25 protein-coding genes and 1 riboswitch are annotated in these 23,040 nt (G+C 55.0%); of the genes, 3 read left to right on the plus strand and 22 right to left on the minus strand.

What is annotated here, in order from left to right:
• Positions 1–19: 19 nt before the first annotated feature.
• The 6 genes from ACIRQ6_RS12840 to ACIRQ6_RS12865 form a co-directional block, all read right to left on the minus strand.
• The gene (locus ACIRQ6_RS12840; protein WP_420860999.1) at positions 20–364 is read right to left on the minus strand and encodes a LapA family protein; all 345 of its coding nucleotides are present in this window, start codon (positions 362–364) and stop codon (positions 20–22) included.
• A 3-nt stretch (positions 365–367) separates the two neighbouring features.
• Complete coding sequence (gene ihfB, locus ACIRQ6_RS12845; RefSeq protein WP_420861000.1) at positions 368–652, minus strand: integration host factor subunit beta; 285 nt, start codon at positions 650–652, stop codon at positions 368–370.
• Between the two features lie 286 nt (positions 653–938).
• Positions 939–2,828, minus strand: coding sequence for a cation:proton antiporter (locus tag ACIRQ6_RS12850; RefSeq protein WP_420861001.1), 1,890 nt, complete (start codon positions 2,826–2,828; stop codon positions 939–941).
• Positions 2,829–2,936: 108 nt separating this feature from the next.
• Positions 2,937–4,052 carry an RNA ligase gene (locus tag ACIRQ6_RS12855; RefSeq protein WP_420861002.1) on the minus strand — a complete coding sequence of 372 codons (1,116 nt, stop codon included), beginning with the start codon at positions 4,050–4,052 and terminating at the stop codon, positions 2,937–2,939.
• A 251-nt stretch (positions 4,053–4,303) separates the two neighbouring features.
• Entirely contained in the window at positions 4,304–5,188 is an 885-nt protein-coding gene (locus tag ACIRQ6_RS12860; protein ID WP_420861003.1) for a hypothetical protein, read from the minus strand.
• Positions 5,189–5,197: 9 nt separating this feature from the next.
• Positions 5,198–5,404, minus strand: a complete 207-nt coding sequence (locus ACIRQ6_RS12865; protein ID WP_420861004.1) for a hypothetical protein — start codon at positions 5,402–5,404, stop codon at positions 5,198–5,200.
• On the opposite strand from ACIRQ6_RS12865, the gene ACIRQ6_RS12870 reads away from it, so the two are divergent.
• Entirely contained in the window at positions 5,403–5,534 is a 132-nt protein-coding gene (locus ACIRQ6_RS12870) for a hypothetical protein (RefSeq protein WP_420861005.1), read from the plus strand. The two genes, ACIRQ6_RS12865 and ACIRQ6_RS12870, sit on opposite strands and share 2 nt — an antisense overlap.
• Before the next feature lie 19 nt (positions 5,535–5,553).
• Here the strand turns inward: ACIRQ6_RS12870 and rpsA are convergent, their stop codons facing one another.
• A complete protein-coding gene (gene rpsA, locus ACIRQ6_RS12875) occupies positions 5,554–7,230 on the minus strand; it encodes a 30S ribosomal protein S1 (RefSeq protein WP_420861006.1) in 1,677 nt (558 codons plus the stop codon).
• 772 nt (positions 7,231–8,002) lie between these two features.
• Between rpsA and ACIRQ6_RS12880 the strand changes: the two genes are divergently transcribed.
• Positions 8,003–9,121 carry a sulfotransferase family protein gene (locus tag ACIRQ6_RS12880; RefSeq protein ID WP_420861007.1) on the plus strand — a complete coding sequence of 373 codons (1,119 nt, stop codon included), beginning with the start codon at positions 8,003–8,005 and terminating at the stop codon, positions 9,119–9,121.
• Here ACIRQ6_RS12880 and ACIRQ6_RS12885 read toward each other — a convergent pair.
• The 14 genes from ACIRQ6_RS12885 to miaB form a co-directional block, all read right to left on the minus strand.
• Complete coding sequence (locus tag ACIRQ6_RS12885; RefSeq protein ID WP_420861008.1) at positions 9,118–10,116, minus strand: aldo/keto reductase; 999 nt, start codon at positions 10,114–10,116, stop codon at positions 9,118–9,120. The genes ACIRQ6_RS12880 and ACIRQ6_RS12885 overlap by 4 nt on opposite strands.
• Before the next feature lie 28 nt (positions 10,117–10,144).
• Positions 10,145–10,753 (minus strand): (d)CMP kinase, encoded by a 609-nt coding sequence (gene cmk / locus ACIRQ6_RS12890; protein WP_420861009.1) that lies wholly within the window; start codon positions 10,751–10,753, stop codon positions 10,145–10,147.
• Positions 10,750–11,151, minus strand: coding sequence for a GFA family protein (locus tag ACIRQ6_RS12895; protein ID WP_420861010.1), 402 nt, complete (start codon positions 11,149–11,151; stop codon positions 10,750–10,752). Before ACIRQ6_RS12895 ends, cmk begins: the two co-directional genes overlap by 4 nt.
• Complete coding sequence (locus tag ACIRQ6_RS12900) at positions 11,148–11,651, minus strand: hypothetical protein (RefSeq protein ID WP_420861011.1); 504 nt, start codon at positions 11,649–11,651, stop codon at positions 11,148–11,150. The genes ACIRQ6_RS12895 and ACIRQ6_RS12900 overlap by 4 nt, the downstream gene beginning before the upstream one ends.
• 4 nt (positions 11,652–11,655) lie before the next feature.
• Positions 11,656–13,002, minus strand: a complete 1,347-nt coding sequence (aroA, locus tag ACIRQ6_RS12905; RefSeq protein WP_420861012.1) for a 3-phosphoshikimate 1-carboxyvinyltransferase — start codon at positions 13,000–13,002, stop codon at positions 11,656–11,658.
• 100 nt (positions 13,003–13,102) lie between these two features.
• Complete coding sequence (trmB, locus tag ACIRQ6_RS12910; protein WP_420863907.1) at positions 13,103–13,840, minus strand: tRNA (guanosine(46)-N7)-methyltransferase TrmB; 738 nt, start codon at positions 13,838–13,840, stop codon at positions 13,103–13,105.
• A 64-nt stretch (positions 13,841–13,904) separates the two neighbouring features.
• On the minus strand, positions 13,905–15,086 hold the full coding sequence (gene metK, locus ACIRQ6_RS12915) for a methionine adenosyltransferase (RefSeq protein WP_420861013.1): 1,182 nt from the start codon (positions 15,084–15,086) through the stop codon (positions 13,905–13,907).
• Positions 15,087–15,090: 4 nt separating this feature from the next.
• Positions 15,091–15,140, minus strand: a riboswitch (SAM-SAH riboswitch).
• A 42-nt stretch (positions 15,141–15,182) separates the two neighbouring features.
• Positions 15,183–16,646: an apolipoprotein N-acyltransferase gene (lnt, locus tag ACIRQ6_RS12920; RefSeq protein WP_420861014.1), complete on the minus strand. Its 1,464-nt coding sequence runs from the start codon at positions 16,644–16,646 to the stop codon at positions 15,183–15,185.
• Between the two features lie 65 nt (positions 16,647–16,711).
• Positions 16,712–17,587 (minus strand): transporter associated domain-containing protein, encoded by an 876-nt coding sequence (locus ACIRQ6_RS12925; protein ID WP_420861015.1) that lies wholly within the window; start codon positions 17,585–17,587, stop codon positions 16,712–16,714.
• A 31-nt stretch (positions 17,588–17,618) separates the two neighbouring features.
• Positions 17,619–18,119, minus strand: coding sequence for an rRNA maturation RNase YbeY (gene ybeY / locus ACIRQ6_RS12930; RefSeq protein ID WP_420861016.1), 501 nt, complete (start codon positions 18,117–18,119; stop codon positions 17,619–17,621).
• Positions 18,112–19,128, minus strand: coding sequence for a PhoH family protein (locus ACIRQ6_RS12935; protein ID WP_420861017.1), 1,017 nt, complete (start codon positions 19,126–19,128; stop codon positions 18,112–18,114). The genes ybeY and ACIRQ6_RS12935 overlap by 8 nt, the downstream gene beginning before the upstream one ends.
• A gap of 152 nt (positions 19,129–19,280) precedes the next feature.
• Positions 19,281–19,622 (minus strand): hypothetical protein, encoded by a 342-nt coding sequence (locus ACIRQ6_RS12940; RefSeq protein ID WP_420861018.1) that lies wholly within the window; start codon positions 19,620–19,622, stop codon positions 19,281–19,283.
• An 11-nt stretch (positions 19,623–19,633) separates the two neighbouring features.
• On the minus strand, positions 19,634–20,209 hold the full coding sequence (locus ACIRQ6_RS12945) for an OmpA family protein (protein ID WP_420861019.1): 576 nt from the start codon (positions 20,207–20,209) through the stop codon (positions 19,634–19,636).
• Between the two features lie 223 nt (positions 20,210–20,432).
• Positions 20,433–21,740, minus strand: a complete 1,308-nt coding sequence (gene miaB, locus ACIRQ6_RS12950; protein WP_420861020.1) for a tRNA (N6-isopentenyl adenosine(37)-C2)-methylthiotransferase MiaB — start codon at positions 21,738–21,740, stop codon at positions 20,433–20,435.
• Positions 21,741–21,850: 110 nt separating this feature from the next.
• On the opposite strand from miaB, the gene ACIRQ6_RS12955 reads away from it, so the two are divergent.
• Positions 21,851–22,738, plus strand: a complete 888-nt coding sequence (locus ACIRQ6_RS12955; RefSeq protein ID WP_420861021.1) for a hypothetical protein — start codon at positions 21,851–21,853, stop codon at positions 22,736–22,738.
• Between the two features lie 10 nt (positions 22,739–22,748).
• Here the strand turns inward: ACIRQ6_RS12955 and ACIRQ6_RS12960 are convergent, their stop codons facing one another.
• On the minus strand, positions 22,749–23,027 hold the full coding sequence (locus ACIRQ6_RS12960; protein WP_420861022.1) for a DUF3572 domain-containing protein: 279 nt from the start codon (positions 23,025–23,027) through the stop codon (positions 22,749–22,751).
• Between the last annotated feature and the right edge of the window lie 13 nt (positions 23,028–23,040).

Below are 23,040 nucleotides of genomic sequence, written 5' to 3' on the forward strand. Positions count from 1 at the left end.
AGACTTAGCGCGCGTTTGGCTAGTTCTCAAGCAGGGCAAGCACTTCATCTTTGCCTTCGTGCTTTTCACCTTTCAAACGGGTGACTTCCCGTTCCAGCCTTGCCACTTGTTTAGTGGATTTGCTGGCCTGCGAGCGGTGTTTGTGTTCGCGCAGCCATTCCCAAACAAAGCCAAGCAAGACGCCAATTGCGATGCCAGCAAACATCACCACATAAAGCGGCACATCGATTGAGAACGAAATTCCAGCCAAGTCAGCCAGTTCCGCTGGCAACAGCTTTAACGTCACAACTTGGCGGTTCGCCAAAGCAATCACCACAAGGGCAACACCGATCACGCCCCATACCAAATACCGCAAATACCGCATATTTTATTCCGCTCCGTTCAAACGATCCCGCAAAAGTTTCCCAGTCTTAAAGAACGGCACGTGTTTCTCGTCAACGCTGACTGCCTCGCCAGTGCGCGGATTGCGGCCTGTGCGTGCATCACGCTTTTTCACCGAAAACGCGCCAAAACCACGCAGTTCAACACGGTCGCCTTCAGACATTGCGTTGGTAATCTCGTCAAAGATCGTGTTGACGATTTTTTCAACGTCTCTTTGGTAGAGATGCGGGTTTTCGTCGGCGATCTTTTGGATCAGTTCAGATCTGATCATGGTCTCTATCCCCCAGGACTGAGTTTTTGTCATACCACTATGGCTGCGGCTTTTTTACGTTCTTGCACTATAGCCGGATTTTGAAGGGTGGAAACATATAGCTTAAATCTGGCACCGCCTTTTTGGACGCTTTTTTCATAAACACGCAGTTTGCGCGCGAATCTGTCAAGTGTGACTGACACTTAGGCAACTCAGAGAGGTTGCCCCTAGGCCCAAAGCATCCAAAGCAACTGCGAATCGGCGCGGCTCGCTTGCCCTATAGCGCGGCCTCATAAGCGCAGATTTTCTACTTTTTCGGCTCGGCCATAATGGCTTTCATCCGCTTTTCCAGTTTTTCGTTCCAATCGCCAAGTACGGCATTGACCGCGTCAAGGTAGGCTTGGTTCTCCAACGTCGGGACAGCTGGATCATGGTGTTCAGCGGCCACGAACATGCTTTCTGCATCCATTTCAGAAAAGGTCGCAACCATACGCGTTGCCTGATCACGCGAATAGCCCAAAGCCTCGATCGCGGAACGTCCCATGCGCAACGAGCTGTCATATGTGTCGCGAATGATGTCCCGGCATCCGGCATGCCACAGGTCATAGACATGCACCCGGTCAACGGCGCGGGCCATGATATGCACATCGGGGTGGTGTTTGCTGACATATTTCACAAGTTCGGTGATCTGGTCTTTGTCATCGATGGCAATCACCAGCAGTTTCGCATCGCCTATTCCCGCCGCATGCAACAGATCAGGTCGGGTTGCATCGCCATAATAGGCCTGCACGTTGAACCGTTTGAGCATTTCAAGCTGTTTGGAACTAAAGTCGATCACTGTCGGGCTGAGCCCCGCACCACGCAAGACACGCGCCACAATGCCGCCAACCCGGCCATGACCTGCGATGATGATATCGCTATGCTCTTCGATGGTATCCATCTCGCGTTCTTCGGCGGCGGAAAAGCGTGGGGCGATAACCTTGTCATACAGGATGAACAGCGCCGGTGTCAGCAGCATCGACAGCGCCACAATCAACAGCAATTGGTCCGCCAACTCGCCCGGAATAACGGCGTTGCTTACAGTAAAAGACAGTAGCACAAAGCCAAACTCGCCTGCTTGCGCGAGGCCCAGCGCAAACAGCCACCTGTCCATGCCTTGGATCTTGAAGATGATCGCGAGGATATAGAGAACTGCCGCCTTTAGGGCCATCAGCCCGATGGTCAGGCCAACGATTGCACCCAAATTATCCAGCAGGAGGCTGAAATTGATCCCTGCCCCCACGGTCATAAAGAACAGGCCCAAAAGCAGCCCCTTAAAGGGGTCGATATCACTTTCCAATTCGTGTCTGTATTCGCTGTTTGCCAGCACGACACCGGCAAGGAAGGTGCCCAAAGCAGGCGACAGGCCCACAAGGCTCATCAAAAGGGCAATCCCGATCACCATCATCAGGGCTGTGGCAACAAATAGCTCGCGCAGATTTGCGGCGGCAATAAAGCGGAAGATCGGACCTGTTAACATCGAGCCTGCGAGGATCACAAAGGCCACCGCCCCGAGGGTGACAAGGGCCACGCCCCATCCGGGCAAACCATCCACCAAACTGAGTGAAGCACCGTGATCACCACCATGGTCGTCCCCGTGATCGCTGGCATGATCTGCCGTATGGGACAGGGCATCCACCAATTCGGGCATTGCCAGCAGCGGCACAAGGGCCAGCATCGGGATCACTGCGATGTCTTGGAACAACAGCACGGAAAAGCTGGATTGCCCTCCGTCACTTTTCATCAGGCCCTTTTCCCCCAATGTTTGCAACACGATAGCGGTCGAGGACAGGGCCATGACAAGACCAATGGCCAGCGCAATCGTCCATGGTTGCCCCAGCGCCATGGCCACGGCCATCACCGCCACAGTGGTGAGCCCCACTTGACCACCGCCAAGTCCCAAGAGCCGCGCGCGCATGGACCATAGCATTTTGGGTTCTAGTTCGAGTCCTACAAGAAACAGCATCATCACCACGCCAAATTCGGCAAAATGCTGAATCGAGACCACGTCGACACTGAGGATCGCCAAAATCGGGCTGATTACGATCCCTGCGATCAAATAGCCAAGGACGGACCCAAGCCCAAGCCGCGAGGCAATTGGCACAGCGATCACACCAGCGATGAGGAAAATGAAAGCGAGAAGCAGGAAATCTGTCATGGAAGGCACCCAATCGAAGTGAAAAATCCGTTGGTTTACGGTTTCACATGGGCAAAGGTAATGTAAATACCCCCGCCGCATCCAGGACTGGCGCGGCGGGGGTTTTGTCTATTCGGCGGCTTGCGGTTGAACCCACGTCATTCCGATCAAAGGTCTGATGGCGTCAACCTTGCTGTCCGAACCGCTGGCCCGGTCCACCATTTCCATCAGGCTTTTGAAAATGGGCGTACCATCCAAAGCCCTGAACGCCACAGATTGCAGCTTTGGATCCAACTCAGACTTTGCCTTGATCGCAAAGTCCTTTCGCGGCAGATCGGCGTGGTCGGCGACAAAGGTGGCCAAATCCGCTTCGATTCTGGTCAAAGCGCGCAAAACCTGTCCTTGATAGCCCAAAACCGTGATCGCGTCCTCGGGACCAAGCAATGGGATCACATCGTCCACAGCCTCTTGCGCAACCCAAGCCAGTACGTTCTTTTCATAGGCCAGCCCTGATATAGCTTTGTGCCGAAGGGCGTAGGCATCTGCCTTGAGTTTCAACCGGTGGCCGTTTTCAAAGGCAACCACATAGCCTTCTACCTCTTCCAACGCCCGCGCTTTGGCCCAGAATGCGGCCACGTCAGTGACAGCCTCGAAAGTTTGCGCGACAGGTACGCCGTAGGATTTAGCAAGTTCTGCCATCTGATCATGGGCCATATATGCGCCGGTTCTGATGTGCCGCACAGCCAGTAAGGTCAGAGCTGTGTCCGGATAGGCCACGACGATCCTGTTGTCTGGCGAGGTGAACTCGAACACCGGCGTATGGCCATCGGCGATCATCTCACGGCACAGCGCTTTGACCCCGCCGCTTGCATGGGCGAAGGCCAGTTTGGCCTGATCCGTGATCCCCATCCGCGTCATGAACAACAATTCGCCTTTGACCATAGCCGGATGGATCATCGACCCGTCCAGCTTGTCATAGACCACATGGGCACTGTCCCATGGCTCATCCTGCGCAGGCCGCTTTTCCCCAAGGTTAAAGAACTTGTGGAACGGCCGCGCGATCAGGCTGCCATCGGGCGCAAACTTTAACCCCCGACATTCGCGCGCGATGTCTGATTGAAACGTCTCATCCACAGTGAACACATAGTTGATGACACTATAGCCATCATGGACCGAGTGAATGATCCCAGTGTCAGGGGTGATATACGGAAGAACGTCTTCCAATGTTTCTATGATCAGTTCCATTTGGGGTCTCCAAAACCAAAAAAGCCGCCTCGGGGTGAGACGGCTTGGAATAAAGTGAATGAATTTAGGGGTTTAAGGGGTCCCAATCTCCACTAACAAGCCGTCACAAAGCACTGCGCCGCGTTCGTACGCGTGCAGATCATTGACTGAGGCTTGCTTAAACAGTGTCATTTTTCGGGTCTCCGAGGTCTGACTACTGGCAAGTCGGGCCGTCGGTCAACGGAAATTTTGAGTTTTGCAAAGTGCTGTGCTTAAGCCACATGAGCCCTACGAGCTAAATATCCGTCGAGAACCTTCATTTCGACATCCAGTTTTTCACGCCCGGCCAAGGCATATTCACGCGCTTTACCGTCGTAAACGCTGGTTAACTTGCTAAGGAGTGCGGCAAAGTCTTCCCGCGCAGAGGCATCGTGAGATCCACTGTAGACGCCAGCAAACCGTTCGGCGGCATCGCCCACTGCAGTCAAATAGACGCCAGTGTATTTGCGCATGCTTGCGGCCCGTTCCGGGTCGAAAACGATGGCTTCTAAGAGGCGGTTCACTGCAGTCGCAAAAGCTGTGGCCTTGGAAACAATCACAGGCGCATCAAGGCCCCTAAGGGCAAAGTCTATCCGCGCAAGTTCCGTGCTGATTTGCCCAGACAATTCATCAAGTTTATGCGCGTCGCGCGCCTCTTGGGAGGCGTGAGTTTTATCGTATCTCGGATCCAGCCCAAAGCAAACAACAGACAGGGAACTCATCACAAGAAGGACCAAAATGGCTTGCAAAAAGTCGCCACCTTGGAACACTGTTAATGCCGCAGAGGCCAGTCCCAGTATGGCGCCGCCAAGGGACTTTAGGGGCAAACGCGGTGCTTTGGCGGTCATTGCCTCGTCAAAACGCGCCTGTTGGTTGAGCCCTGCGGAAATTGCAAAGATACCGAGACCAAAGACTGCGGTAATCCCTCCATATCCCATAATATTCTGGGCACTGGGATCGAGGATTGCTTTGAAGACAAGCGGTAAAAGGGCAAGTGCCAATAGGGTCACACTCCCTGCATTGCGCGGAAAACTACGCGTAGTTTTAGGTTGCTGATGCGCCTTTTTGGCGGTGTCTAACCGTTCTTCTTTTTGCCGAATGCGTTCGATTGGGGTCATCTAAGCCTCTTAAAACAAAGTAAGTTTGATCAAGATGCCGAGTAATCCAACATAGGCCAGCATAGGGAAAACCCTTTCCTGAATACCCTCGGAACTGGTGCTGGCCTCAGCTACCCAACGCAGTGCGGGGGCAATCCCCGTCACACTTTTCAGACCCATGCGATAAACCATTCGCAGCAGGAACAAGACCAAAGCAAGATAAATAAACCAAATCATGTCCACAGCGTGGCTGAGTATTGTGGCGCTCGTTTGTCCGGAGCTTGCCGATTTTTGGGATATCAAGGTGGCCCTGTCGTTCAACAAAGAAGGCCCCACCGGTATGGCGGGGCCTTCTTTGGATTTCTAAGTGCCCGAAGGCTGCGCGATTACTCGTCGCCCTTCAGAGCTGCACCGAGGATATCGCCCAAGGATGCGCCGCTGTCGGAGGAACCGTACTGTTCCACGGCTTCTTTTTCTTCTGCGATTTCGCGGGCTTTGACGGAAACACCCAAGCGACGCGTTTTGGCGTCCACGTTGGTGACGCGTACGTCCACTTTGTCGCCGACGCCGAAACGCTCGGGGCGCTGTTCGGCACGGTCACGGCTGAGGTCGGAACGACGGATGAAAGATTTCATGCCTTCGTATTCAACTTCAACGCCGCCATCTTCGATTGAGGTTACTTCAACAGTGATGATCGAACCGCGCTTCACGCCGCCAACCGCTTCTGCGAATTTGTCGCCGCCCAAGGCTTTGACAGACAGGCTGATGCGCTCTTTGTCGGTGTCCACTTCGGTGACAACGGCTTGCACCATGTCGCCTTTGCGGTAATCGCCGATCACATCTTCGCCGCGGCCTTCCCATGTCAGGTCGGACAGGTGAACCATGCCGTCGATGTCGCCATCCAGACCAATGAACAGACCGAATTCAGTGATGTTTTTAACCTCACCTTCAACTTCTGTGCCCACTGGGAACTGCTCTGCAAAGACTTCCCATGGATTGCGCTGTGTCTGTTTCAGACCCAAGGAAACGCGGCGCTTGGTGCCGTCGATTTCCAGAACCATGACTTCGACTTCTTGAGAGGTCGACACGATTTTGCCCGGGTGAACGTTCTTCTTGGTCCAAGACATTTCAGAAACGTGCACCAGACCTTCAACACCTGGTTCCAGCTCAACAAATGCACCGTAGTCGGTGATGTTGGTCACGCGGCCCATGTGGACCGATTCCAATGTGTACTTGGCGGCAACAGCATCCCATGGATCTTCTTGCAACTGTTTCATGCCCAAGGAGATACGGTGGGTTTCTTTGTTGATTTTGATGACCTGAACTTTGATCGTCTCACCGATTGTGAGGATCTCTGTTGGGTGGTTCACACGGCGCCATGCCATGTCAGTGACGTGCAACAGCCCGTCAACACCGCCCAGATCAACGAAGGCACCGTATTCAGTGATGTTCTTAACAACACCGTCAACTGTTTCGCCTTCGGCCAGATTGCCAATAACTTCGGCACGCTGTTCGGCACGTGATTCTTCGAGGATCGCACGGCGCGATACAACGATGTTGCCCCGACGACGGTCCATTTTCAGAATTTGGAACGGCTGCTTCATGTTCATCAGCGGGCCTGCGTCGCGCACGGGACGTACGTCAACTTGCGACCCTGGAAGGAACGCAACTGCGCCGCCCAGATCGACTGTAAAGCCGCCTTTGACGCGACCAAAGATGGCGCCTTCGACGCGCTCTTCGTCTGCGTATGCTTTTTCGAGGCGATCCCAAGCTTCTTCGCGGCGGGCCATTTCGCGGGAAATGACAGCTTCGCCACGGGAGTTTTCCGCAGCGCGCAAGAAGACTTCTACTTCGTCTCCTACAGCGATTTCAGGGGCTTCGCCTGGATTTGCGAATTCTTTGATGTCAACGCGGCCTTCCATTTTGTAGCCTACGTCGATGATGGCTTGGCCCGCTTCGATTGCGATGACTTTGCCTTTGACAACAGAACCCTCTTCGGGTGTGTCGATTTCGAAGCTTTCTTGCAGGAGGGCTTCGAATTCCTCCATGGTTACGTTAGCCATGTGGCGTGTTTATCCTAACTAGTGTTTGTTTCTGGCCGTGCGGTTGTCTCCGCCGGTCTTTGGGTTGCATTGGTTTTCACGGGCCGTTTTGTAAAACAAAGAGGGCCGGAATTTCCGACCCTGCTCAACTCTTTTGCTTTACGGACTTGATGCCGCTTCAACGAGGGCGCTTTTAGGGGCTTTGGCCCTGCTTGGCAAGGGCTGGTTGAAAATGAAGCACGGCTCAAGAGGTCTATGAATAAGCCGGCCCAGATGGCATGCTGGCCGTGAGTGTGGTTTTTGAACGGGTTACCTGCGACATACCGATCCAAGCCTTTGTGTTCCGGTCTGCATCGACCCCGTCGACTATGACGCCGTGTTAGGATGTTGATCCGCCAATCTCGGACATGCAGATGTTGCGCACTGCCCCTTTGACCCCGACCAACGGGCCCAATTTTTCATGCAAAGGTCACCACCCATGCCCAGCATTTTCGTCCCAAACAGCACATATCGGGCTATCATGACCTATGGTATCCATAGCGATTTGTACCGCGCCCAAGTCGCCGGGAGTATTCATGACATTGAAACAGATGTGTACGACATGAGGAAGGCCTGCGTCTGTGGCGCGATCCACGCTATGACATGACGCGATTTTGTTGTTCGCCCTTTACGGACCGCCTAATGGCTGCAGGCCTCAAGGGCGATCAATTCTTGCCGTGTTTTTGGGTCTTTTATGGGTCTAAGCCTGCTTGTTTGCGTTCCAAGCGGGCGGACGGAATGCTAAAAGTAAGCCATGAGCAAGACAATCTCAAACCTTGTCAGTACAGCCCGTGCCAGTAATGAGCACGGCACGTTTGATCACACGCGTGCAATTTGCGAGCAGATTTTTGCGGTGGATCCGGGCAATGTGGCCGGATTGAATGCCTATGTGACGGCGACAAAGGTAACTGCGGATGATCCGGTTTTTACCCGATTGCAAGAATATGTTGGCCTCACCGGCCTGCCCGTTGAGGTGCGCAGCCAGCTGCATTTCATGTTGGGCAAGTGTTTTGCCGATTTGGGCCGTGTTGAGGATGCATTTGCCACGTTGGTTAAGGCCAATGATCTGAAATCCACGCGCTATGATCCAGTGGCAATGCGGGGGGCTGCAACCCAATTGATCACAGCAGTTGCCGCCGCAGATCCGGTACAACTGGCCCCCATTGCCCCGCGCATGGTGTTTATCATCGGGATGCCGCGCTCTGGCACCAGTGTTCTGGCCGCTGCCTTGGGTGCACATTCGCAGATTACTAACCTTGGCGAACAAACAGCCCTTGGGGCTGCGATGCGCGATGATCAGGGAAGCGTTTCGCCCATGACATTCCTAAAGGGATTAAGCGCTGAACGTCTCGAAACGGCTCGGGACGCCTATTTGGACGCAATAGGTGCATCGGACCGGAGCACGCCGGTTCTGGTCGATAAAATGCCCGAAAACTATTGGTTGGCATGGGCTATTCCGATGATGTTTCCCGATGCCCTAATTGTACACATGAGCCGTGCACGGCTGGCAACCGTATGGTCCTGTTACCGCCATGACTTTCTGGATGGGCACGCCTATTCCTATGATTTCGCTCATTGTTTGGCGCAACACGATCTGTGTTCTGATCTTACCAGCGCGTGGCGTAAGACATGGCCACGCAACTGGATGTCGTTGGCCCTTAGCCAGTTTTCAAACCAGCCGGAACGCGGATTAGGCGCAATCTTAAAGCGTTTGGGTTTACAGTTCGAAGAGGCCTGCCTTGCGCCTGCATCTGGCGGGGCTGTGGCAACCCTATCAAAATGGCAGGTGCGCCAAGGCATTGATCAAAAGATCGCCAGCGAATGGGAGGCCTATAAACCCCTGATCGAGGCAAAATGGGGAGCGTTACTTTAGCAGTACTTCTCTGGTCCGACCCATTGGGCTGCTGAATAGCGCTCGCCGTGGCACCAGCCTACCGGCAGGATTGTCTCAAGCGCGGCCATCAAGGCTGAATTCTGGGACAAGGCGACGCCGTCGAACAATTCATTCAAATGGGCCACAGACCGTGTGCCGGGAATAGCGTGGATGTTATCGCCCTGCGCCAAAACCCATGCAATCGCCAGACTGGCCAAACTTGTCCCATGATCTGCCGCCAAGCGGCGCGCGGGCTCGGTGGCCGCGATGTTGGCACTGAGGTTGGGTTCTAGAAAGCGTGGATTATCCTTGAGGAACGGCATCGTGGCGGCCGCTTCGCGACTGTGTGGTCGATCCGTCAACAGGCCGCGCCCCACAGGCGAAAAGGCCACCATGGCCGTGCCAGTATGGGCGCAGGTTTGCAAAAGCCCCTGTTCCGGCGAGCGGGTTTGCAGCGAATATTCGGACTGCACGGCAGCGATAGGATGTTCAGACACGGCGCGGCGCAACGTCGTCGGTGCTATCTCAGAAAAGCCGATGGATTTGATCTTACCCGCCTCAACAAGGCGCGCCATTGTGCCTGTAATCTCTTCGATCGGCACATCCGCATCGCGGCGATGCACGTAATACAGATCAACAGCCTCCACGCCCAAACGGGTGAGGCTTTCATCCAAGGCAGTGCTGAGGTGTTCAAAGGAGTTGTCAAACCGATTGCCACCTTCTGGCGCACGGGTGATTGCCCCTTTGGTGGCCAGCGTGAAATGGTCCTTGGCCTCAGGGTTTGCTTTGAAGAAAGTTCCAATAGCCGTTTCCGATGCCCCCATGCCGTAAACATTGGCCGTATCGATCTGGGTGATCCCCAGTTCCATCGCGCGATGTAGGATTGCGTGGGACGCGGCCTCATCCGTGGGTCCGTAGAAATTCGAGAACGACATCGCCCCAATCCCAAGGGCCGAGACCTGCGGGCCATTGGCCCCGAGTGCGCGTTGGATCATGATGCCCTCCTTAAAAGGTTGTAACGTGTCAGGCCTGCGCTTTGGAAATGGCGGCAATGGCGGCTGCAACTGCGTCCTTGATGCTAAGGTCGGACGTGTCGATTAAAACCGCGTCTTTGGCTGGCCTCAATGGGGCCTCTGCGCGGTCGGTGTCGCGTGCGTCGCGTTCTTTTACATCCGCCAGAACCTGCGCTTTGGTCACGGCCATGCCTTTGGCAGACAATTCGTCAAAACGTCGGTTGGCGCGCACCTCGGCACTGGCGGTCACGAACAGTTTCACATCTGCATCTGGGCAAATAACGGTTCCAATATCGCGCCCATCCAGAACAGCGCCGGTATCCTGGGCGGCAAACTCCTGTTGAAACCGGACCAAAGCGGCACGGACCTCAGGGATCACTGCGACACGGCTGGCGGATTGCGCCACTTCGGGCGTGCGCAGATCCGTTGCAGCCAGATCATCAGGTCGCAAGGAAGATGCGGCCATGGCTGGATCCATCCCTAACAGAACTTTCGCGCCAACTGCACGGTAGAGCAGTCCAGTATCAAGGTGGGCAAAGCCGAAATGCGCTGCCACAGCTTTGGAAATCGTGCCCTTGCCGGCTGCGGCAGGCCCGTCGATAGCGACGCAAAAACTCATAGAACCTGAGTGGTCATATTTGGATTATCCTGCGCCGATTGCGGCGTGCCATCGGCGATTTCGTAGTAATCCCCTTTATCTGCGCAAAAGATATGGCCGGCCACGGTCAACCCAGTGGGGCCGTTTAACGTTCCCGCCATGATCGACAGATTCTGTCCTTGGCCATCCCAAAACAGGTTCGACCCGCAGGTGCCGCAAAAGCCGCGGCGCGCTGTTTTAGAAGACTTGTACCACGTAACCTCGCCATTGATCGTGATCGTATCCCGCTTGGCCGATGTTGCTGCCACATGATGGCCCGTTGTTTTGCGGCATTGCTGGCAATGGCAGGCCACAACAGGGCGCAATTGGCCGGTCACAAAATACTTTACTGCGCCGCACAAGCATCCACCGGTTTTCATTTGGCCATCCTTTGGTTGCGCCACAGACCCAGCAGCCAGATCAGACACACTGCAACCGCGGCAAATTTGATCTTGGTCGACAGGCTGGCGATGGCCGCATAGGCCCCTGCCCCTTGTCCCCCTTCAGAAAGCACCAACTGACGGATCAGATATCCCTCCTGCACGTCCACATAGAGGTAAATAACGGCAAATACGCAGATCCCGATGCGTGCCACTGTCCAAGACGGTGTCAGGTGCATCGCCAGCCCTGCAATTGTCACGGCCAAAAGCACCATAAAACCTGCATCGAAGTACGTCACCGGCCCAAGGTAGAGGTCGCGCCCGGTAGCCGTCAGACCAGCGGCCCAATCCAGTGCCGTTTGTACCGAATACCCCAAGGGTCGGAGATCCAGCAGGGTTTGCCCATTGGCATGGGGTGGTATCGCCACATAGCTGAGGTAATTCAGCGCCAGAAACACCAAACCAGTGAGACCCAAGAGCATCAAAAGGGGGCGCGGCATGGCGTTATTCCTTGCTCAGTTTCGCACCCAGATCGCCCATCAGACCCTCAAAAATGGGGAAGGATGTGGTGATTGGTGTGCCGTCATCAACACTGACGGGGTTTTGCGTGGCCATACCGCAGACCATGAAACTCATCGCGATCCGGTGATCAAGGTGGCTGGCGCAAGTGGCACCCCCTTTGACACCTTGCGGACCTTGCCCCTCAACAGACCACCAATCGGGGCCGTCCTCGACCGTGACGCCACAGGCCCTTAGCCCATCTGCCATCGCCGCGATCCGGTCGCTTTCTTTGACACGCAGTTCTTTTACACCGGTCATCATCGTGGTGCCTGTCGCGAAACTGGCAACGACAGACAACACCGGGTATTCATCAATCATGCTGGCCGCACGGTGTGGCGGGACATCGATGCCTTTCATATCCGGCGAGTATTTGGCCCGCAGATCCGCCACGGGCTCGCCACCCTCTTCACGAAGATTTTCGTACTCAAGGTTTGCCCCCATATCGCGCAGGGTCTCGAACAATCCAGCACGGGTCGGGTTCAGGCCAATATTAGGCACCAAAACGTCAGACCCTTCGACGATAAGGGCTGCACAGACCGGAAATGCTGCCGAAGACGGGTCGCGCGGCACCTGAATGGTCTGCGGTTTCAATTCTGGCCGCCCTTGCAGGGTGATTTTGCGGCCCTCGTTGGTCTGCTCAACTTTGATGTCAGCGCCGAAGCCTGCTAACATACGCTCGGAATGGTCCCGCGTGGCTTCTTTCTCGATCACGATCGTTTCGCCCGGCGCATTGAGCCCGGCCAACAAAACCGCAGACTTGACCTGTGCCGAAGGCACCGGCGTTGCATATTCAACTGGGATCGGCGTGGCTGCCCCTACTAGTGTCATCGGCAACCGACCGCCTTTGCGCCCATAGGCCTGCGTGCCAAATAGAGCCAAAGGATCAGTCACACGCGCCATGGGACGTCCATTCAGCGAGGCATCGCCCGTGAAAGTAGCAGTGATATCGCAAGTGGCCATGGCCCCCATGATCAAACGCACGCCAGTGCCAGAGTTGCCACAATCGATCACACCCTCAGGTTCCATGAACCCGCCAACACCCACACCGTGCACGGACCAATTACCGCCACCATGGTTAATCACATCAGCCCCAAAGGCCTGCATGGCGCGACCTGTGTCCAGCACATCATCGCCTTCCAGCAATCCGCTGATCTTTGTCTCGCCCACCGCCATGGCCCCAAGGATAAGCGACCGGTGCGAAATCGATTTGTCCCCGGGCACATGAGCCTCGCCAATCAGAGGGCCACATTTAGAGGAGGTCATGGGGATGGGGGTGCCGTGGCCGGACATTGGGCTATTCCTTCGCAATTCTTACGCAGGTGATAGCGCAACCAAAGAACGGGGTAAATCGCCACCCTTCTTCTTTATAGAAATATCCGAATTCCCAGCCCTACAGCTTGCGGAACGTCAGATAATGCTGGGGACGACCCTCGCGGATCGCCTTTTGCTCGTAGCGCGTGGAAATCCAGTCAGACCAGGGGGTTCGCCAGTCCTGCGCACCCTGTGCCAGCCATTCAAAGCCAGCTTTGGGCACTTCTTCCAGGGTCTGGCGCACATAATCGGCAATGTCAGTGGCCACCCGAAATTCGGCCCCTTTTTTCAACTTGCGCGCCAATGGCTGCAAATGCTCCGGTGTCACGAAACGGCGGCGATGATGACGCTTCTTTGGCCATGGATCAGGATAGAGCAAAAACGCCTTGGACAGTGAAGCATCAGGCAAAACGTCAAACAAATCGCGCGCATCGCCGGGATGCACATAAAGATTGTCGACACCCGCATCGCGGATCTTACCCAGCAGCATGGCGACCCCGTTGATGTAGGGCTCACACCCAATAATCTTGATGTCGGGATTTAAGGCCGCTTGATGCACCACATGTTCGCCACCACCAAAGCCGACTTCCAGCCACAGATCCCGTCCCCCCGTGAGGGCGTCAATATCCAACGGTACGCGTTCGGGATTGGCATCAAAATCTACTAAACCCGGTGACAAATGATCAAGATCGCCCATGTAGCCTTCTTGGGATTTGCGCAGGGTGTGCCCTTTGAGACGGCCGTAGAAATTGCGCCACTCAACCTTGCCATCAATGATGACTTTCTTTGCTTTGGCGTGTTTTGGGTCGTCGATCATTTGGGTCTCGTTACAAAAAAGGGCAGCCATTCGGCTGCCCTCGTAAATGATATGCACGTTTGGTTCAAACGGCCTTTTTCAGCGCTTCGATCAAGTCGGTTTCTTCCCACGAAAATCCGCCATCGGCTTCTGGTGTGCGGCCAAAATGGCCGTAAGCCGCCGTGCGCTGATAGATCGGGCGGTTCATGCCCAAATGCTCGCGAATGCCACGTGGTGTTAGATCCATGCAGGATGCTACGGCCCGTTCAATTTCCACGTCCGGTATCTGGCCCGTGCCATGGGTATCGACATAGATCGACAGAGGCTTGGACACGCCAATGGCGTAAGACAGTTGCAAGGTACAACGTTCCGACAGGCCAGAGGCCACAACATTTTTGGCCAGATAACGCGAGGCATAGGCGGCAGACCGATCAACCTTGGTCGGATCCTTTCCCGAAAACGCACCACCCCCATGGGGGGCTGCACCACCATATGTATCCACGATAATCTTACGGCCTGTCAGGCCCGCATCCCCATCAGGTCCCCCTATGACAAACACACCCGTTGGATTGACCCACCATTCTGTATTGGCGGTGATCCAGTCCTGCGGCAAAACCTCACGAATATAGGGCTCAACGACACCGCGAATATATGCGCTGTCTTGGTCTTCGGAGCTGTGCTGGGTCGACAGAACAATCGATGTTACTTCAACAGGCTTTCCGTCCTCATAGCGCAATGAGATCTGGGATTTGGCATCGGGACGCAGATCAGGCTCGGTGCCGTCTTTGCGCACTTCGGCCAACCGGCACAGAATGGCATGGGAATACTGGATCGGCGCGGGCATCAACTCCGGTGTTTCAGAGCAGGCATAACCAAACATGATACCTTGATCGCCAGCCCCTTCATCCTTGTCAGCACTGGCATCCACGCCTTGGGCGATATGGGCGGATTGCTCGTGCAGCAGGTTGGTGATTTCAACGGTGGCGTGATGGAACTTGTCCTGCTCATACCCTATGTCACGGATGCAATCGCGTGCGATGGTATCAACATGCTCTTTCATTTGTGCCAGTTTAGCAGGGTCGCTGAGGCCAATTTCGCCACCGATCACAACACGGTTGGTTGTGGCAAAGGTTTCGGCGGCAACACGCGCTTCGGGTTCTTCAGCCAAAAACGCGTCCAGAACCGCATCAGAGATCCGGTCACAGACTTTGTCAGGATGCCCTTCAGACACAGACTCGGACGTGAAAATGTAGTTATTTCTGCTCATGAAATGCTCCGATATGTAAACAGACACCCCGTCAGGAAGCCGTTGGGGCCTGTGATCAAACTGTGGCTACGCGCCTGAGCAGGGCAGGTCAATTCCTTATTGTATCCGCTTTTTGCGCGAAAGAATGAACAGACCAAAAAGGCACAGTGCGACAAGGCCCAGATCCACAAACAACGCGCGTTGGGCATATAGTCCGGGTGGGCCGCTGGGGGGCAGGGCTGTATCAAAAAAACCCGCGGTATTCATGGCAAGCGACCCCGTGATCGACCCGCGTGCATCGATCATCGCGGAAATCCCAGTGTTGGCTGATCGTGCTACAGGGACGCCTTGTTCTGCGGCCCGCCATTGGGCCTGTTGCAAATGTTGTTGTGGCCCTGCGAATTGTCCGAACCACGCGTCATTTGTGGCCACGACAATCAGATTGGGCCGCATATCAGCATTCAAGGAGCGCGACACGCTGGAATATCGTGGGAAAATACTTTCATAGCAGATCATTGCCAAGACCGGACCAATACCGTCAATTATCTGGGGTTTAGGGACATCGCCACGGGCAAAGCCACCCCCGTCGTTTTCGGCAAGCCCCCGAATACCCCATTTGCCCAATTGGTTGCCAAGGGGGATGTATTCACCAAAGGGCACCAAATGATGTTTGTCATAAATCTCGGCAATTTCACCACCCTGTCCTACAGTCACCAGCGCGTTGTAAAACCGGCTGTCGGAAAACCGTTGCGCCCCAAAAATCACAGTGCCGCCACGGGCGGCTTGGGCTGCGAGAGGCGCCACGTCTGTTATTGAAAACGCCACGGCAGTTTCCGGCCAAAGGACCAAATCAGCGGGTGTATCCGCCGCGGTGTAGTCCAACTGCCGATCTAAGAAAATTTGCGCCTTGTCGCGCTGCCATTTTTCATTTTGCGGTGCGTTGGGTTGGATAATGCGAATGGTGGCCGTTTTGTCAGGCGCAGCCAATGGCGCGATTTGCGCAACACCCCCTACCACAAAGCATATAGCAGCCGCGCAGACAGCCACACCCAAGGCCCGCGCGCCTTGCACTAAAATGGCAAGGCCCGCGCAAAACACCAACAAGATCGCCCCAACCCCGTGAGGCCCCCATGTACCCGCAATCGGCAAAAGGCCTGAGGCCGAAAGGCTGTAAGCCGGCAGGCCCCATGGAAATCCGGTCAGAATATTGGCACGCAGGTATTCTGCGACAACCAGCGCCAGTGCAAAGGCAAAACTGCGCCATACGCCCGTCCACGTCAGACGCGCAGCACTCCAACCCGCCGCCGCCCAAAACAAAGCCAATCCGCCGGACAATAACAACAAAGCAAAGGGTGCCATCCATCCGTGACGGGCGATATCCACCAAAAACGGCTCGATTATCCAATGCAGAACCAGCGCAAAATAGCCAAAACCAATCCACCAAGCCTGCCAAAAGCCAGCCCGTCGCATCACATAGAAAATCGCACTAAACGCCAGTACCGCTACTGGCCACAGATCAAATGGCGCTTGGCCCAATCCCGCTAACGCCCCCAAACCGAACAGCAAAAGCGCTGTGGCCATTTGTTTCTTCTTTGTCAAAATAGCCCCGCCAAAGGATCCTGCCCGTTGCACGCACGCGGCCCTGATTAATCCGGGAGACGGACGCGCAGCCGCTTGATCCGGCGCGGATCGGCGTCGACCACTTCAAACTCGAACCCATCGGGATGGCTGACAACCTCGCCGCGGGCCGGCACGCGCCCCGAGAGCATGAAAACCAGACCGCCCAGCGTGTCGATGTCTTCTTCGTCGATCTCTTCCGAGGCGGTCAGGGATTTGCCGATCTCGTTTTCAAACTCGTCCAACGGTGTGCGCGACAAAGCCAAATAACTACCGCCTTTTTCAAGGCTCCAGAATTCGTCCTCGTCCGTGTCATGTTCGTCTTCAATCTCGCCGATGACCTGTTCAACCAAATCCTCAAGGGTCAAAAGACCGTCCGTGCCGCCATATTCGTCAATCACCAGCGCCATATGGATCCGCGCGGCCTGCATTTTTTGCAACAAAACACCAATTGGCATCGAGGGCGGTCCAAACAGCAAAGGGCGCATGAAGGACGTGATATCAAAATCCGCCGCATCCCCATTAAACCCGTGTTGAAGGGCAAAGTCCTTGAGATGGACCAAACCGACAGGCGTATCCAGCGTGCCGTCATATACCGGCAGGCGGGTCAGACCACTTTCGCGAAAGACCCCCAACAGCTCGTCCTTGGAAATATCGCTGGGCACACCGATGATCTCGACCTTTGGAACGGCCACGTCCTCAAGACGCAAAGACCGCAGATTTCCAAGCCCCCCCAAGTGGTGCGAGGCGGGTTCCGCGTCGGGTTCGACGGTGACACCTGTATCCGATGGACTAAGAACGTCAATGATGCGGCTGATAAATCCACCCTGCGGGGCAGGTTCGCCCGCTTCGGAGGATGTTGAAGACGTGTTCGATCCCGAAGATCCGTCAGATGTGTCGCCCATGGGTCCTTTTCCAAAATCGCCCAAACTGGGCCTAACCGATGTTATATGGGTCCGGCTGCCCCAGTTGTGCAAGTATTTCTATCTCTGCCGCCTCCATGCGGGCGGCATCTGTGTCTGAAATGTGATCATAGCCTAGCAAATGCAGGGTCGCATGCACAATCAAATGCGTCACATGCTGGGTTAGCGGAATTTCAGCGGCAGCGGCTTCGCGCTGACAGGTCTCATAGGCAAGGGCGATATCCCCCAAACTATAGTCCCCGAACGGATCGGCAGTTGGCGGGCGGGGTGCGGCGGGGGGCTGTGCCAAGTCTTGGGCGGGCCATGACAGGACGTTTGTCGTAGTCGGTTTACCCCGGAATTCTGTATTCAGATCCGCGATCTGTGCATCATCGCAGCCCATCACAACGACAGCCCAACTGGTCGCAAGGTCTTGATGCGTCAGGGTGTGCGCCACAGCCCGGTCGGCCAGACCCCCAAGATCTAGAACTTGCCAGCGGGCGTCTTCTATCACCACATCAACAGCGCTATCCAACGGGTTCGTCAGCCTCGTAGGCCTCAATAATCGCAGCGACCAGAGGATGGCGCACGACGTCTTTGGCCGTGAAATAGTTGAACGAGATTTTGTTGATCCCCCCCAACAATCGTTCGGCATCACGCAGCCCCGATTGTACGCCGCGAGGCAAATCGATCTGGCTGCGGTCCCCCGTGATCACCATACGACTGCCTTCGCCCAAACGGGTTAGGAACATTTTCATCTGCATCGTTGTCGCATTTTGCGCCTCGTCCAGCACAACAAACGCATTCGCCAGAGTACGGCCACGCATAAAGGCCAAAGGGGCGATTTCGATGGTCTTTTCTTCGATTAGTTTGGCCACTTGCTTGGCCGGTAGAAAATCATTCAGCGCATCATAAAGCGGCTGCATATAGGGATCGACTTTCTCTTTCATATCCCCGGGCAAAAAGCCCAAGCGTTCGCCTGCCTCAACTGCGGGGCGCGACAGAATAATCTTGTCCACACGGCCTGTTAGAAACATCGACACGCCAACAGCGACAGCCAAATAAGTTTTGCCAGTGCCCGCAGGACCAATGCCAAAGGCCAGTTCCTTGCTAAAGAGGTTTTTGACAAAGGTCTTTTGGGCTTCGGTCCGCGGTTCCACCAGTTTTTTGCGGGTCTTAATCTCGACCGGGCCGCCTTTGAACATCTCCATCTGATCGCCGGGCCCTGCCCCTTTGGCGCGCGCTGCAGCCCCCATGCGCAATTCAGCATCGATATCGCCATCTTCGACAGTTTTGCCCGCCTCAATGCGTTGATAAAGCGTCTGTAACAGGTCCGCCGCACGGTCCAAGGCGTTGCCCTGCCCGATCACGGCCAATTGGTTGCCCCGTCGAATGATCTGTACATCAAGCGCAGATTCAATACGGGTCAGATTACGATCAAACTCGCCGCAGAGGTCGATCAAAATACGATTGTCGGGAAATTCCAACAATGTTTCAGTAGGGGTGTTAGGGCTTGGCGGGTCGAGCACAGTACCTTGGGCCAATCAAATCTCCACGGTTGAAAAGCAGCAGCTTGCCATGATGGTAAGCGCCTGACCCGCTTATGCAAGCTGATCCTCAAAGAAATAAGGGTTTTGCACAAAAAAACCGCGCGGGTTGCCCAGCGCGGTTTGAATTGTAAACGTACCGTAACGGTTTAGAGCGGATCTTCGACCGTTTGGTTGCCTTTGAACGGGCCAGTTGCCACGTTGGGTGGGGCTACGCCTGAACACACGGGCTTGCCGTAGGGGTCCAACCGTTGTGACAGATATCCTTCGATACCGTCATCGATGATCCAGTGGTCACAGCCGTTGGGATCGACCCAGATCCCAGCTTGCAATTGGCTGAGGTCTTTTTGCTTGCCACCTTGGCCATAGTCGATGGTTTTATCCTCTTTCACGCGGCCACCGCCACCTTCACCAGACAACCCACCAATTCCACCGCATGCTGCGAGGCTTAAGGACAGTGTCAGAGCGCCTGTTACTTTTATCAGTTTCATGTCGCGCCCCCTTAGCGAATACACAGGATTTCAACGCGGCGGTTTTGCTTCATACCACCCGCTGTTTTGTTAGATGCTTTTGGCATCCGCTCGCCGTAACCGCGCACGTCAACGACACGTGCGCCAACGCTTTGGGCCACTTTTGCAACCGAATTGGCACGTGCCAGCGAAAGACGCATGTTGTAGGCATCCGAGGCGCGGCTGTCGGTGTGACCCGCCACCACAAAGGCAGTCGCCCCAGCGGATTGGAAAAATTCCGCCAGTTTGGCACGTGGGCCTGCATGGATGCGCGCACTGTTTGTCGCAAACAGCTGATCGGCGTTCATCACACCACACACATTCCCACGACGACATACAGGGATACCCTGACGTGTGACGTGAGGTGTCATATACCCTTCAAAGCCATCGTCCATGACCCAATGTTCGCACCCATCGGGATCAACCCAAATGGTTGGCACATAGCGCTCCCCAAGAACTGTCCGTTGCGATTGGGCTGCCGCGTCTTGCGCAGTGAAGCCAAGGGTTACTGCCGCCAACGCGAGCCCAGTCAGCCCAGCGCGCAGCGTTTTGGAAAATTGTTTTACCACCGATACTGTCCTTTGCCGTTTTGCCGCCGCGTTTACCTAGTTTGGTCGCGGTAAAGCATTCCGTCCCATTATCTGGCGTAGATTAGCAAATTTATGGCAATAAGAAAGCCCTTATCACCACATATTGTGTATCTTTTGGAAACAACCGCCCGAAACAGCCGACAATGTTGCCCCAACGTCAGAAAAGACAGCATATTTTTTAGGCAGACGTCATCATGCTGCCTTAATCAAGAACCGCCTCGAGGGAATTGGTCATGCTGCGCACAATCCTAGCGCTTTTGATTTGGCCTAGGTTGGCGGGATCTGCGTTGGCGTAGACTGCATGCAAGTACTCGGACTTGCCGATGAGCTGCCCCGGATCCCGACCCGTCTTTTCGAACAGGATCTTGACCTGTCGCCCCACCATGCTGTCTTGGGTGGCACGTTGCTGCTGGGTCAATAAGGCTTGAAGTTCTTGCAAGCGCGCATCGGCCACATGGGCCTCGACAGTCGCGCGTTCTGCCGCCGGTGTGCCCGGGCGGGCGGAATATTTGAACGAATAGGCCTGCCCGTAGCCTACTTGCCGCACCAGATCCAATGTGTCTTCAAAATCCGCATCAGTTTCGCCCGGAAAGCCTACGATAAAGTCGCCGGACAACAACAAATCAGGGCGCGCACCTTTGATTTTGTCCATCAATCGGAAATAGTCATCTCGGGTATGTTTGCGGTTCATCGCCTTGAGGATCGCATCGGACCCCGACTGCACAGGCAGGTGAAGGTAAGGCATCAGTTTTTCGCAGGTGCCATGGGCCTCGATCAAGGCGTCATCCATGTCGTTGGGATGGGACGTGGTAAAGCGGATGCGATCCAGACCGTCGATTTCGGCCAAAGCCCAGATCAGACCCGCCAGACCGCCGTCATGGCCGTGATAGGCATTCACGTTTTGGCCCAAGAGAGTGATTTCCCGCACGCCCCGTTCGACCAAATCCTGCGCCTCGGCCAGAATACGGTCCGAGGGGCGGCTGACCTCGGCCCCACGCGTATATGGCACCACGCAAAAGGCGCAAAACTTGTCGCATCCTTCTTGCACGGTCAAAAACGCGGTCGGTCCCCGTTTTGCCTTGGGGCGGGCTTTGAGGTGTTCAAACTTGTCTTCTTCGGGGAAATCAGTGTCCAACGCTTTGGCGCCGGTTTGCACAACCTCTTCCATTTGGGGCAGGCGGTGATAGCTTTGCGGGCCCACAACCAGATCGACCATAGGCTGGCGTTTGATGATTTCAGCCCCTTCGGCTTGGGCCACACAGCCCGCAACACCGATTTTTAGATCAGGCTTTTCGGCCTTCAGCCCCTTGAACCGCCCCAGTTCCGAATAAACCTTTTCCGCGGCTTTTTCGCGGATATGGCACGTGTTCAGCAAAATCATGTCCGCCTCATCAGGCGATTTGGTTTCGACATAGCCCTGCCCACCCAGCGCCTCGACCATACGCTCGCTATCGTAGACATTCATCTGGCAGCCATATGTTTTGATATATAGCTTCTTGGGGTCAGACATTTGAAACAGGCCTTATTCTTGCGAAAATCAAACTAGGGGCCATGTATCGCCTTGCACCGAGGCTTGCAATGCACCGCCGTTTACTTGATTTTGACCAAAATAGACAAAACATGGCCAACCACAAAGGACATCGCGTGCAGTACGACAGTTTTTCTGACTACTTAGCCAGTCTAAAATCTGCCCGGCCTAAGGGGCCACTGGCCATGATTTTTGTCGAGGATAACGTTGAAGTGGCCTCAACCATCCGGCACCATATCAGCGCGCGGTTTGAGACGATTTTGGTGTTTTGCCCGCCTGAAATCGAGATCCCGTCGGCCCTTACCGGTAAAGTGACCATAATCACCGATGACGCACACCGCATCCACGGGATTGAGCCTGCGATAAACAAGATGATCACCGCCGTTCCCGGGATTTGGATGTACTACTGTTACAACGGTGAATATCTATTCCATCCGTTTAACGAAACGCGCACCGTTGGCGAAATGCTGGGCTTTCACACCGAGGAACGCCGTGACGCGATGTTGACCTATGTGGTCGACCTTTACGCAGGTGATTTAGATGCACATCCTGACGCCGTGTCTATTCCCGATGCCTATCTGGATAAGTCGGGTTATTACGCCCTGGCCCGGACCGACAAGTGGAACAACCCGATCGAGCGTCAAATGGACTTTTTTGGCGGGCTACGCTGGCGGTTTGAGGAACACATCCCTGCCCCACGTCGCAAGATCGATCGCATTGGCCTGTTTAAATCCAAACAGGGTTTGCAGATGATACCCGGTCACATCTTTAATGACGATGAATACAATACCTTTGCCTGTCCGTGGCATCACAACCTGACGGCCACGATTTGTTCGTTTCGCACGGCTAAAGCGCTCAAGCGCAATCCCGGATCGAAGTTTGATATCGATACGTTTAAGTGGCACAATTCGGCGAAATTTGACTGGCACTCCCAACAGCTACTGGATTTGGGGCTGATGGAGCCGGGGCAATGGTTCTAGCCTAAATCCCCTAGGTCCAATGCAACTGCGCCCCACCGGGCAAGGCCTGACGGGCCTGCATCGGCGCCTCATAAGGGTGGCCAAAGCTGTCGCAAAAACGGATGACCCATGCGTCATCCATCATGATAAAATCCAAGAGCGAGATCAAAAAAGCAGAATCAGTTGCCCCTGTACGCATATCCTCTGCGCTGACGCCACTTGCCCCCATAAATACCGGACGCAGTTCTTCGTCGGTGGCCAGCCATCCAAGGGCCTGTAGGGCAATGGTTTCGGCGACTTCCTGCTGCATTGATCAAATCCGC

Source organism: Algirhabdus cladophorae, from assembly GCF_044772865.1.
Lineage (GTDB): Bacteria > Pseudomonadota > Alphaproteobacteria > Rhodobacterales > Rhodobacteraceae > Algirhabdus > Algirhabdus cladophorae.

Coding starts and splice junctions, on each gene's coding strand:
- ACIRQ6_RS12865 (WP_420861004.1), bottom strand. CDS start 5,404: ATGATTTGGTTTATTTATCTTGCTTTGGTCTTGTTCCTGCTGCGAATG.
- aroA (WP_420861012.1), bottom strand. CDS start 13,002: ATGTCCGGCCACGGCACCCCCATCCCCATGACCTCCTCTAAATGTGGC.
- metK (WP_420861013.1), bottom strand. CDS start 15,086: ATGAGCAGAAATAACTACATTTTCACGTCCGAGTCTGTGTCTGAAGGG.
- ACIRQ6_RS12925 (WP_420861015.1), bottom strand. CDS start 17,587: ATGGGCGACACATCTGACGGATCTTCGGGATCGAACACGTCTTCAACA.
- ACIRQ6_RS12870 (WP_420861005.1), top strand. CDS start 5,403: ATGTCCACAGCGTGGCTGAGTATTGTGGCGCTCGTTTGTCCGGAGCTT.
- ihfB (WP_420861000.1), bottom strand. CDS start 652: ATGATCAGATCTGAACTGATCCAAAAGATCGCCGACGAAAACCCGCAT.
- trmB (WP_420863907.1), bottom strand. CDS start 13,840: ATGATCGACGACCCAAAACACGCCAAAGCAAAGAAAGTCATCATTGAT.
- ACIRQ6_RS12860 (WP_420861003.1), bottom strand. CDS start 5,188: ATGACCCCAATCGAACGCATTCGGCAAAAAGAAGAACGGTTAGACACC.
- lnt (WP_420861014.1), bottom strand. CDS start 16,646: ATGGCCACAGCGCTTTTGCTGTTCGGTTTGGGGGCGTTAGCGGGATTG.
- ACIRQ6_RS12960 (WP_420861022.1), bottom strand. CDS start 23,027: ATGCAGCAGGAAGTCGCCGAAACCATTGCCCTACAGGCCCTTGGATGG.
- cmk (WP_420861009.1), bottom strand. CDS start 10,753: ATGAGTTTTTGCGTCGCTATCGACGGGCCTGCCGCAGCCGGCAAGGGC.
- ACIRQ6_RS12955 (WP_420861021.1), top strand. CDS start 21,851: ATGGCCAACCACAAAGGACATCGCGTGCAGTACGACAGTTTTTCTGAC.
- miaB (WP_420861020.1), bottom strand. CDS start 21,740: ATGTCTGACCCCAAGAAGCTATATATCAAAACATATGGCTGCCAGATG.
- ACIRQ6_RS12885 (WP_420861008.1), bottom strand. CDS start 10,116: ATGATCCAACGCGCACTCGGGGCCAATGGCCCGCAGGTCTCGGCCCTT.
- ACIRQ6_RS12855 (WP_420861002.1), bottom strand. CDS start 4,052: ATGGAACTGATCATAGAAACATTGGAAGACGTTCTTCCGTATATCACC.
- ACIRQ6_RS12850 (WP_420861001.1), bottom strand. CDS start 2,828: ATGACAGATTTCCTGCTTCTCGCTTTCATTTTCCTCATCGCTGGTGTG.
- ACIRQ6_RS12880 (WP_420861007.1), top strand. CDS start 8,003: ATGAGCAAGACAATCTCAAACCTTGTCAGTACAGCCCGTGCCAGTAAT.
- ACIRQ6_RS12940 (WP_420861018.1), bottom strand. CDS start 19,622: ATGAAACTGATAAAAGTAACAGGCGCTCTGACACTGTCCTTAAGCCTC.
- ACIRQ6_RS12840 (WP_420860999.1), bottom strand. CDS start 364: ATGCGGTATTTGCGGTATTTGGTATGGGGCGTGATCGGTGTTGCCCTT.
- ACIRQ6_RS12900 (WP_420861011.1), bottom strand. CDS start 11,651: ATGCCGCGCCCCCTTTTGATGCTCTTGGGTCTCACTGGTTTGGTGTTT.
- ACIRQ6_RS12895 (WP_420861010.1), bottom strand. CDS start 11,151: ATGAAAACCGGTGGATGCTTGTGCGGCGCAGTAAAGTATTTTGTGACC.
- rpsA (WP_420861006.1), bottom strand. CDS start 7,230: ATGGCTAACGTAACCATGGAGGAATTCGAAGCCCTCCTGCAAGAAAGC.